The organism is Bradyrhizobium sp. (assembly GCF_049512235.1).
Classification (GTDB): Bacteria; Pseudomonadota; Alphaproteobacteria; order Rhizobiales; family Xanthobacteraceae; genus Bradyrhizobium.
On sequence record NZ_JBEKXH010000212.1, the window covers coordinates 1 to 10956 of the forward strand.

Here is a 10956-nt window from a genome sequence, read left to right on the forward strand (position 1 = left end):
GCTCGGGAACTCGCGGGCGCGCTCCATTGCATGGGTGGGCAACGACGCCATCAACCAGACTTGGTGCTTTTTTTCATACGGCTCTGTTCTCAGCAGTAGCCATAGAAACCGCAGACATAGGGCAGCCGGACGGTGGGGGGAACGTAGGGCCCGCCGTAATAGGGGCCGCTGTCGAAGTAGAAAAAAGGCGAACCATAATTGTAGCCGCCGCGCGCCCACGGCGGATTTGGAAGGACATTGTAGCCAATGATTGGCGCCGAGTATCCGCGCGGCGGAGAGGCATCGCGACCAACCTCGGCGGGCTCGGCAAAGATCGCTCCGAGCCGGCTCCGGTTTGGCAGATCGGCCGCGCGCGCGGTCATTGCGGTGACCGCGATGGCGAAAACAGACAGCATGATCCTGCGCGGCATGGCCAGGCCTCCCGATTGATTCGGCAATTCTATCGCAGGGCCGTTAGTAAAGATTAACGCCGTTCATTCTATATGTTGCGGCACAAAGATTGGCACGCGAGCCGCACCGAACAGGCCCTGCTTAAATCACTGGACATGTGAACCTGGGCCGTCGGTTCTGCCTTTCCGCCGCCGGCACGTTCCGGTAATATGACAAACCCAGGTGGTGTGACGATCCGGATCGCGCGTAAGGTACAACTCTATGGCGGAGCGGGGCAGGGCGCGGACGCAAGGCGTTGCTGGCACCTGGCCGCCGCGCGAGGCCGCACGGGCTGGGGGGTTTGCGCCGTCGGGTTTCAGCACCTGGCCCTCGTTGATCGCACGCTTGCGCGAGTGGATCCGCGTCGAGGCCAGCGCCGGCCGCTTGTTGCCCTGGGTGCCCGTCGCGTTCGGTACCGGCATCGCTTTCTATTTTACCGCCGAGCATGAGCCGGTCGCCTCGGTTGCCGCTGGGGTAGCGATCGCGCTGTGCGCCGCCACGTTCCTGCTGCGGCGGCAAAAGGTATTTCCGGCAGCGGTCATGATCGCCGCCGTCGCGGCGGGTTTTGCAACGGCGACCCTACGAACGTTGGTGATCACCCATGGCGTGCTGGCGCGGCCGATGTACGCGGTGTCGCTGTCGGGCTTCGTGGAGGCGCGCGATATCCGCGAGCGCACCGACCGTTTTGTGTTGCGGGTCACGCAGATGGAAAGTCCGCGCGGCGGCCAAGTACTGGAGCGGGTGCGGTTGTCGGTGCGCAAGGGCACCGCGCCCGATGTTGGCAGTTTCGTCGAATTGAAGGCACGGCTGCAGCCGCCGCTGGCGCCGTTGCGGCCGGGCAGCTACGATTTCAGCCGCGACATGTTCTTTCAGGGCATCGGCGCCTCCGGTTTTGTCACCGGCGCCATCAACACCGTTGAGCCGCCGGTCAGCGGCGGCCTGTCGTTGCGTTATGCCGCGCTGATGCAAGCATTGCGCGACGCCATCGACGGCCGGATTCGGACCACACTGGATGGCGATAAGCGCGCCATTGCGACCGCGCTATTGACCGGCCGTCGCGATGCGATCACGACGCCGGTCAACGATGCCATGTTCATCTCCGGCCTTGGCCACGTGCTGTCGATATCGGGCTATCACATGGCCGTTGTCGCCGGCGTGGTGTTCTTCGCAGTGCGCGCGCTGCTGGCGCTGATTCCGGCGTTGACGGTCGGTTATCCGATCAAGAAATGGGCGGCCGCAGCCGCCCTTGCCGCGGCGGCGTTTTATCTGTTGCTGTCCGGAGCGGAAGTCGCCACGCAACGCTCGTTTTTCATGACGGCGGTGGTTTTGATCGCGGTTTTGGTCGACCGCCGCGCTGTGACATTCCGAACTCTGGCAGTCTCCGCGATGATCGTGCTGACGCTGGCGCCGGAAGCGCTGGTGCATCCGAGCTTCCAGATGTCGTTCGCCGCGACGCTGGGGCTGGTGGCACTGGTGCAGATCGGCATGCCCCGGCTGTTCGCATCGCCCGATAATTCCACCACCGCCAAGGTGGCGCTGTGGGGAGGACGCGAGCTCATGACGCTGACGCTGGCGTCATTTGTGGCGGGGCTGGCAACCACGCCCTATGCAGCCTTTCATTTTCACCGGGTCACACCCTACGGCGTGCTCGCCAACCTGGCGGCGATGCCTGTGGTCTCGGCGGTGGTGATGCCGGCGGGCATGCTCGGCCTGGTCGCGATGCCCTTTGGCTTGGACGGAGTGTTCTGGCGGGCGATGGGATGGGGCATCGACTGGATGATCGTGGTGACGGAATGGGTCGCCGCACTTCCCGGCGCCATCGGCCGGATGGCGGCGTTTGGGATCGGACCGCTGATCGCGGCCAGCACCGGGATCATCCTGCTCGCCCTGTTGCGCACGCCGCTGCGCTGGTTCGGTGCAGCCATCCTGCTCTCGTCGGTGGTCTGGGCGCTGGCCGTACCGCAGCCGCTGATCCTGATTTCCGGCGACGGCCACAATGTTGGTGTCCGTGGCCGGGACGGGCGGTTGCACCTGATGCGGACCGCCAAGGATGCCTTTCTCGTCAAGGAATGGCTGGCCGCCGACGCCGACCCGAGGCCGCCTGGCGATACCTCGCTCGTCGAGGGCGTCTCATGCGATGATGCCGGCTGCGTGACGGAGATGCCCGACGGTGGGTTGGTAGCGCTGGCGCTACGGTCCGACGCTCTCGCCGACGATTGCGAACGCGCGGTGCTGTTGGTGACGGCGCGGCAGACGCCATCCTCTTGTTCGCCGCCAGTGATCGACCGCGAGCGCCTGCGCAGGCAGGGCACGCTGGCGTTGCGTCGGAGCCGCGACGGATTTGCAGTCGAGGCGATCAGGCCGAAAGGCTTCGATCGGCCGTGGTCACCCGCGGTGGCAGGTGACACCGAGTCCGAGAGCAGCCTTACGCCGCGTTCGGCCAGGGCGTCGCCCGCGGATGCGACGCCTTCGGATGCCGATCTGCAGACGGAGGAATGAGCAGGTCGGGCTTCCCAGTCACTTCGGACATTGGCCCAATCAGAGCCGCAGCCGATTGCCGCTTCACATCTCAGGGCGCGAGAGACCTTCAGGGATGGTGGGACCTTCGCCGAGTTCGAATACGCCGAGATGAAATTCCTCTCCGGCATCGGTTGCCGCCGTCAACTTGACGAGCGTGAACACCGCTTTGGGATACAGCCGCCAGACCGCAAGATCTTCCGACGTGATGGTCAGCCACCCGAAGCTCAGCATGTACCGGCCCGCTTCGGTCACCCCTCCAACTTTTTGCCAAGTGATTTTGTTGACCGCCAATCGCGCGCCCCTTGGCAACCGGCCTCCGCCGGCCGGAACCGGCGGAGGCTATCACGTAACCGGTTCAACCTGCGGAGATCCGTGTCGTTGCTGGCGTCTCGGTTGCCGGCTTCTCCTGCGCGGTAACCGGATGCACCACCGGCAATTGCAGCACGGTCGCGCGCTGTCCCTCGCAGAGTTGCGTCACCAGCACATGGCTTCCATCTGGGAATTCGATTGCATCGTGGTGGCGATGTGGAATGTGAGGATCGACCGCGCCGAACTTCCCGACCCGGAAATTGACGGATCTGGTCCAGATCCATCGGTTATCGTATCTGACATTTTCGGCGAATGCCATTTCGGTTCCGGGAAGCATACAAACCGCGACCGCAGGCTCGCTTGCGGATGCGAAACCGCGGGTAGAAGTGCCGCGGAAAGTTGTAGTGATCAGCGTCTCTCCCACTCTGGCGGGGCGCGTCGCTACGGCATGCAGACTATAGTCACACATCGATTTGCTCCTCGTTTCGAGATAGCCAACCGGCGCCGCCTAGAGGCGCAGGCCTCTATCAAATGGACGATAGTACGCGAACTTTTGCTTCGTTGTAGGCAATTGTACGGCTGCCAGTCGAACAGCGTGATCACAAACGCGTAAGGACGCGGCCTCACGTTGCATAACCGCAAGCTGGCCACGATGCTGGCACAAAAAATGCCCCGGCTGGCCGCCAGGGCAGTTTTGTTTGTCACGTCAGCGACCGGCTGGCGCCGAGATGGCGTGGCCTTCGCTGTAGTCCGAGTCGGACAGGTGATTTGATAATCGATGGAAACGGCAAGGGACTATCCGTTACAAGTAGATAATCCAACCCCTGCGCAGCGGTTCACTTGCATGATGGCTGAGCGCCACGCACCAGCGCGGCCAGATGCCGGCCTGCGCCCTGATGCCGAGATTGGAACTGATCTGGCCAGCTAGTATTTCCGGTAAAGCCCGATCAGCTTGCCCTGAATCTTCACCCGGTTCGGCGGCAGGATGCGAACTTCGTAGGAGGCGTTGGCCGGCTCGAGTGCGATCGAGGCGCCGCGGCGCCGGAAGCGCTTCAACGTCGCTTCCTCGTCGTCGATCAGCGCCACCACGATGTCGCCGGTCTCGGCGCTTTCGTTGCGCTGGATGAGCGCCATGTCGCCGTCGAGAATGCCGGCGTCGACCATGGAATCGCCGCGGACCTCGAGCGCGTAGTGTTCGCCGGACCCGAGCATGTCAGGCGGCACGCTGATGGTATGACTGCGGGTCTGCAGCGCCTCGATCGGAGTGCCGGCGGCGATGCGACCCATCACGGGCACCGAAACCGGACGGCTGCCGTCGTCCTCGGAACTCATGCTCGCGCTGCGCACCTTGCCGAGCGTGCCTTCGATGACGCTCGGGGTAAAGCCGCGGCGGCTGTTTGCGCCGGAGGAAAGTTCGGGCAGCTTGATTACTTCGATGGCGCGGGCGCGGTTGGGCAGGCGGCGGATGAAGCCGCGCTCTTCGAGCGCGGTGATCAGGCGATGAATGCCGGACTTCGAGCGCAGATCCAGCGCGTCCTTCATCTCGTCAAAGGAGGGCGGAACGCCTGACTCTTTGAGGCGTTCGCTGATAAATCGCAGGAGTTCATATTGCTTGCGCGTGAGCATCTCGACCAATCCCCAAGTTTGATAAGTGCCGTTTGATTCCGAGATACGAGGTAAGAAACTCCGAAGTCCGGGAGCCCACTTGTGCCCTCCCGGGTCGGCATACTCCATTTATGACCATCGACTCGAAACAAATCATGAACGAACACTATATGTTCCATATGTGTTCCGCAATAGCTTAATTTTCCGTCAACCGGGATTCGTAATCAAGTTTGCTGGAACCCGCCCGCGCCGGCCTCAGGCCGGCAGCCGCAGCAGTTGGCAGGCCGAGCCCGCGGCGGCGTTCGGCGCAAACGGCGGACGGATCACAAGTGCCTGTGCCGCGGCCAGATTCCCGAGCAGCGAGGAGTCCTGATGGTCGACCGGAGTGGCGATCAGGATACCGTCGGCGCGCACCTCCAACCGGGCGCGCAGATAATCTTCGCGCACATCGTTGGCGCCGACATCGCGCCCGAGTAGCGCCTGTTCGGGCACAAGATGCCTATCGGAACGTCCCGAGAGCCCGCGAATCAACGGCACCAGAAACAACAAGCCGCAGACATAGGACGACACCGGATTGCCGGGCAGGCCGATCACCCGCATGGCGCCGAGCCGGCCGTGCATCATCGGCTTGCCCGGCCGCATCGCGATCCGCCAGAAGGCCATGGCGACGCCCTCGGCCTCCAGCGACTGCTTGACGAGGTCGTGGTCGCCGACCGAGGCGCCGCCGGTCGTGATCAGGATATCGGCGCCAACGTCGCGGGCGCGCCGGATGCCTGAGGTCGTGGCCGCAAGCGTGTCGGCGGCAATGCCGAGATCGATGACATCGGCGCCCTCGCTGCGCGCCAGCGCCCGCAGCGCGTAGCCGTTGGAGTAGACGATCTGGCCGGGGCCGGGCGTCGCGCCCGGCATCACCAGTTCGTCGCCGGTCGCAAGCATCGCGACGACAGGCCGGCGGCGCACGGCAAGTTCCGGATGGTTCATGCCGGCGGCTAGCGACAGATCGCGGTCGGTGAGGCGCGTCCCCCGCGCCAGCAGCACATCGCCCTGGCGAAAGTCGATGCCGGCCAGGCGTATATGTCGACCGGGGCGCGCGGCTTCCGTGATCGTGATGCCGCCGCTTTCAACGACCGTTTCTTCCTGGATGATGACGGCGTCGGCGCCGGCGGGGATTACGCCGCCGGTAAAGATCCGCACCGCCTCGCCCTCGCCGACGGCACCGTCGAATGGCCGGCCGGCCGCGACCTCGCCGATCACCCTCAGCCGTGCCGACACGCGGGCGGCGTCGGCGGATCTTACGGCATAGCCATCCATGGCCGACATCGCCTGCGGCGGCTGGTTGCGCAAGGCCGCGACGTCGCGCGCCAGAACGCGGTGATAGGCGGCATCCAGCGCGACCATTTCCTCGGGCAGCGGCTCGGCGCCCGCGAGAATCGCGGCAAGCGCCTCAGTAACCGGCATCAAGGCCACGGCGAAACTCCTAAATCCCGAGCGCGGCCAGAGCGCCGGACACGTCGCCGGACGATGTCACGTGCACGGCCGTCAAGCCCCGCGCGCGCGCGGCTTCGATATTCTCGGCGAGGTCGTCGAAGAACACGATGCGCTGGGCCGGCGCCCCGATCGCTTTCACCACATGATCATAGGCCGCCGCATCAGGTTTCCGAAGCCCGATCGTGGACGACAGAAAAATTTCGCGGAAATGGCCGAGCACAGGGGCGTAAGCTTGCGAGAAGTGCTCGACATGGGCCGCATTGGTGTTGGAGAAGGCATAGAGCGGGAGGCGTTTTGAGGCCCGCTCAAGAAGCGCGGCGATGCCGGGCATTTCGCCGGCGAATATTGCGTTCCAGCCTTGCAGGAACTGCGCATCCGACAGTTCGACGCCCATCGACGCACGCTGACCGGCAAAAAATTCGGCATCGCTGATCTCGCCCTTCTCGTGACGATGATAGAGCTCGTCGCGCGCAAATCGGCCGCCCAGATCGGCGGGCTCGCAGCCGGCGTGAGCGGCCCAGCAGGCCAGGGCCTTGTTGAAGTCGATATCGAGCACGACGCGGCCGAGATCGAACAGCAGCGCATCGGCGGCACCGGGGGAGAGGCGGGGAGGGATCATTGCGGGGGTTTACGAAAATTGGGCAAGGGGGGCAATGGTGAGGGCGCTGAGCTGCTTTGGTTAGGCGCCGGGAGGTTGCGGGCTTGCCCGCCCCCTCGCAGACCCCGGGTGGACTGATCCGCATACCGAAGTTCGAGCAGGACCAGCCATGGGTTCCCAGGACATGGGTCGCCGAGACAAAGGATCGGGGTTGCTAAAATTTGAAGCTCATTGATTGCGTTCGAGAACAAGATCATAACGAGGCCGGACGATGATAATGGATCAATCGGCATTCCCGACAGGGATGCCGACGGGCTTTCCGCGATGCTTTGTGATGTCGATCACTGTTTCGACGGTCGTCATCACGGTGAAGCAAACCTTCGTTGTTTCTGCTGGGAAGTTAAATGCGAAGTATGGATCCGGCTGCCGCCGAAAAGTTCCATATTGATCGAGCGAGCGGCGTGGTGACGATGGAAGGTGCTTTGCGCATGAGACCCGAGACGTCGCTCCAATCGCTGCTCAAGGCCAGGTATCTTGCGCCGGACCGGGCCGCGGCAATGCTGCGTCCGCTGATTTCCATGCTACGGCACGTTGAACCGCACGGAATTGAAGCTCACGAAGCCTCGATCGCTCTGAGCCATCTTGTCGAAGGCCTCGCGTCAGACACGGCCATGTTGGAAGTCCTTTGGGACATTGCATTCACCAGGCTCGGCGCCTTTGAAAACACCCTTAGCACCACGTGATTAGAGCGTGTCGCGCGGCCCTCAATACCGGTACGGCTCGATCTCCAAAAGCGGAAAGGCGCTGAACACGTGCGGCAGGTTGGTCGGCATTGCCTTGTGCAGACAGGACTTGTCGAGCTCGGCAAAGCGCGTGACGCCGAGCAGGCCGAGGCAGCGAATTACTTCGTCTTCGAGCAGCTCCAGCATCCGGACGATGCCGGCTTCGCCTGACGCCGCGAGCGCAAAACATTGCAGGCGGCCGATGCCGACGAGATCGGCACCCATGGCGATCGCCTTGACGATGTCGGTGCCGCGGCAGAACCCGCCATCGACCATGATCTTGGCGCGGCCGCCGACCGCACTGACGATTTCAGGCAGCACCTGCATGGCGCCGCGGCCATGATCCAACTGGCGGCCGCCGTGATTGGAGACGTAGATCCAGTCCACGCCGTGATCGAGCGCAATTGCTGCATCTTCCGCCGTGGCGATGCCCTTGACGACCAGCGGGATCCTGAATTTGTCCTTGATCAGTTTCACCGTGCGCCACTCCAGCCCCTTCTGGAAATCGCCGCCGGTGGCGCGGACGCGGCTGGCGCGCACGTAACGTTTGGCAATGTCACGCTCGCGCCGGCTGTAGTGCGCGGTGTCCACGGTCAGGCAGAATGCGCTGTAGCCGCTTGCGACGGCGCGGCTGACGTAGTCCTCGACAACGGCGTCGCCGCCGCGGACATAGAGCTGGTACAGGCGCAATGCGGCCGCCGCGGCCTCGGCGGTTTTCTCAAGGCCCGGCTCGGACACCGAGCTCAGCATGTGGGCGGCGCCGAACGTCCCGGCGCCCCGCGCAACCCCGGCGGCGCCGCCGGGATCGAACAGTTCGAGCGCGCCGACCGGCGCGATCATCACCGGCAGGCGCAATTTGCGGCCGAAAAGTTCGACCGAGGCGTCGACGTCAGCGACATTACGCAGCACGCGCGGCCGGAAGGCGATTTCGTCGAGCGCCATGCGGTTGCGGCGCATCGTGGTCTCGGTCTCGGCGGCGCCGACGATATAGTCCCAGGAATTCTGGTTGAGGTTGGCGCGCGCCTTACGGATCAGCTCGTGCAGGTTCTGGAACTCTTCGCCGCTGGCGCCGAGTTCAACGGCCGCCGGCGGAATGCGGGTCGCCTCGTTCATGGTGTCCTCCCGGGAATGCTTTTAGGGCCTCAAGCTTCGCCTTTCGGGTATCGCGTCCCGTGCTTTCGCGCCATCCCGAATATTGCGATGGCCGCTATCAGCGGAATCGGCTATGGCGGCCCTTTTCCGCCCGGCCGCGACAAGTCGCCTCATTATCAAATCACCGTGTTCGCGCTTGATGTCGACAAGCCGCCCGATGCCGTGAAAGATATGCTTTCGCGGCGCGGGTCGGCTGGTGGCTAGGTACCCCGCGCCAGGCGCGGTTTCCGCACCATGCCATCGACCTGGCAAAACGGCCTCAATGATACCAGAAAGGTATTGTGAATCGGCGGAAGCGCGCCCATTTTCCAGGGTTCGTGGCGGGCAAGCACAGACGGCGAGAGGGTTCGCAAACCATGCGCAAGAATCACCTGTTTTTCCTCGGGACGGCAGCGGGCGTCTGTCTCACCCTCCTTGTTACCGGTCCCCAGAGCGCGCAGTGGGTTGCGGCCGCCAGGGCCGCCGCCGCCGGCGATACCTATTCGCAGCTGAACTTGTTTGGCGAGGTGTTCGAGCGGGTCAGGAGCGACTATGTCGAGAAGCCCGACGACACCAAGCTGATCGAAGGCGCGATCAACGGCATGGTCACTGGCCTCGACCCTCATTCGCGTTACATGAATGACAAGGCATGGCGTGACATGCAGGAGACCACCCACGGCGAGTTCGGTGGCCTCGGCATCGAGGTCACGATGGAGGATGGACTCGTCAAGGTGGTTGCGCCGATGGATGACACGCCCGCGGCCAAGGCCGGCATCCTGTCAGGCGACCTGATCACCCAGATTGATGACGATGCGGTACAGGGTCTCACGCTCGAGCAGGCCGTGAACAAGATGAAGGGGCCGGTCAACACCAAAACCCGGCTCAAGATCATGCGCAAGGGCGTGGAGCAACCGATCGACGTGACGATCGAGCGCGAAATCATTCGGGTGCGCCCGGTCACCTACCACACCGACGGTGGCGACATCGGCTATATCCGGATCGCCTCCTTCAACGAACAGACCACCGACGGACTGCGCAAGGCCATCAGCACGATATCGAAGCAGATCAGCTCGGACAAGCTCGCCGGTTATGTCGTCGACCTGCGCAACAACCCCGGCGGATTGCTCGATCAGGCGGTCTCGGTGTCGTCTGCGTTCATGGATCGCGGCGAGGTGGTTTCGACGCGGGGCCGCAATCCCGAGGAAACCCAGCGCTTCACCGCGCGGGGAGGGGATCTGACCAAGGGCAAGCCGCTCGTGGTATTGATCAATGGTGGATCGGCATCCGCCTCCGAGATCGTGGCTGGCGCCTTGCACGATCGCAAGCGCGCGACCCTGATCGGGACCCGCTCGTTCGGCAAAGGCTCGGTGCAGACCATTATCCCGCTCGGGACGGGCAACGGTGCACTGGCGCTGACCACGGCGCGTTATTTCACGCCATCGGGCCATTCGATTCAGGCGCTGGGCATCAAGCCCGACATCGAGGTGGTACAGGATGTGCCCGAGGCGCTGAAGGGCCGCGTCGAGCTGCAGGGAGAGGCGTCGATGCGCGGCCATCTTTCCGCCGAAAGCACCGAGCAGACCGGCTCGCAATCCTATGTCCCGCCCGATGAGAAGAACGACAAGGCGCTTGCCGCAGCCTACAATCTGCTGCGCGGTGTCACCGTGAACGCGGGGGTGCCGTCAACGTCAGCGCCGAAGGCGGCAGTTCCGAACTGAACCTGCGCCGCGGATACCGGGACCAGCTTGAGCGGGGTGGCAAGAGGCCGCCCCGCTTTTTTTTGGCGATGCCTTTAATAGTACCGATTCAATTTTCAAACAGCCGAGCAAAGATACTCTGAGATCGTCATTGCGAGCGTTAGCGAAGCAATCCAGCTTTGGCGCCGCGAAAAGAAAGCTGGATTGCTTCGTCGCAAGGGCTCCTCGCAATGACGTGCCCTTTCCCACACGCCCTTCCCATATGCGCGTTTGCACCCCGCGGCGCGAGGCGCCCGGGCTTTGCCAGGAGACTTGACCGCCCTCGAAAACAGAGGGCGTGGGGAATGCCGGATGCCCAGTGGCACCCGCAGCCTCGCGTGCAGAAAACGGCCATCAC

General features: G+C 63.7%; 10 protein-coding genes. 3 read left to right on the forward strand and 7 right to left on the reverse strand.

Translation table 11 applies throughout. From position 1 onward, the window contains the following. Positions 1-89: 89 nt before the first annotated feature. A complete protein-coding gene (locus ABSG20_RS19555) occupies positions 90-410 on the reverse strand; it encodes a hypothetical protein (protein ID WP_423866159.1) in 321 nt (106 codons plus the stop codon). Positions 411-651: 241 nt separating this feature from the next. On the opposite strand from ABSG20_RS19555, the gene ABSG20_RS19560 reads away from it, so the two are divergent. After that, positions 652-2928, forward strand: a complete 2277-nt coding sequence (locus ABSG20_RS19560) for a ComEC/Rec2 family competence protein (RefSeq protein ID WP_423866160.1) — start codon at positions 652-654, stop codon at positions 2926-2928. 63 nt (positions 2929-2991) lie between these two features. On the opposite strand, the gene ABSG20_RS19565 is transcribed toward ABSG20_RS19560, so the two are convergent. From ABSG20_RS19565 to ABSG20_RS19585, 5 genes are all read right to left on the reverse strand, one after another. Next, positions 2992-3240, reverse strand: a complete 249-nt coding sequence (locus ABSG20_RS19565) for a hypothetical protein (protein ID WP_423866161.1) — start codon at positions 3238-3240, stop codon at positions 2992-2994. A gap of 64 nt (positions 3241-3304) precedes the next feature. After that, positions 3305-3727: a hypothetical protein gene (locus ABSG20_RS19570; RefSeq protein ID WP_423866162.1), complete on the reverse strand. Its 423-nt coding sequence runs from the start codon at positions 3725-3727 to the stop codon at positions 3305-3307. 455 nt (positions 3728-4182) lie between these two features. Next, positions 4183-4884 carry a transcriptional repressor LexA gene (gene lexA, locus ABSG20_RS19575; RefSeq protein ID WP_423866163.1) on the reverse strand — a complete coding sequence of 234 codons (702 nt, stop codon included), beginning with the start codon at positions 4882-4884 and terminating at the stop codon, positions 4183-4185. Positions 4885-5118: 234 nt separating this feature from the next. After that, the gene (locus tag ABSG20_RS19580; protein ID WP_423866164.1) at positions 5119-6330 is read right to left on the reverse strand and encodes a molybdopterin molybdotransferase MoeA; all 1212 of its coding nucleotides are present in this window, start codon (positions 6328-6330) and stop codon (positions 5119-5121) included. 10 nt (positions 6331-6340) lie between these two features. Then, positions 6341-6970 (reverse strand): HAD-IA family hydrolase, encoded by a 630-nt coding sequence (locus ABSG20_RS19585; RefSeq protein WP_423866165.1) that lies wholly within the window; start codon positions 6968-6970, stop codon positions 6341-6343. 383 nt (positions 6971-7353) lie between these two features. Between ABSG20_RS19585 and ABSG20_RS19590 the strand changes: the two genes are divergently transcribed. After that, positions 7354-7692, forward strand: a complete 339-nt coding sequence (locus tag ABSG20_RS19590; RefSeq protein ID WP_423866166.1) for a hypothetical protein — start codon at positions 7354-7356, stop codon at positions 7690-7692. Between the two features lie 21 nt (positions 7693-7713). Here ABSG20_RS19590 and ABSG20_RS19595 read toward each other — a convergent pair whose 3' ends face one another. Beyond that, positions 7714-8844, reverse strand: a complete 1131-nt coding sequence (locus ABSG20_RS19595) for an alpha-hydroxy acid oxidase (protein ID WP_423866167.1) — start codon at positions 8842-8844, stop codon at positions 7714-7716. Between the two features lie 395 nt (positions 8845-9239). On the opposite strand from ABSG20_RS19595, the gene ABSG20_RS19600 reads away from it, so the two are divergent. Further along, positions 9240-10580 carry a S41 family peptidase gene (locus ABSG20_RS19600; protein ID WP_423866168.1) on the forward strand — a complete coding sequence of 447 codons (1341 nt, stop codon included), beginning with the start codon at positions 9240-9242 and terminating at the stop codon, positions 10578-10580. Positions 10581-10956: the final 376 nt, after the last annotated feature.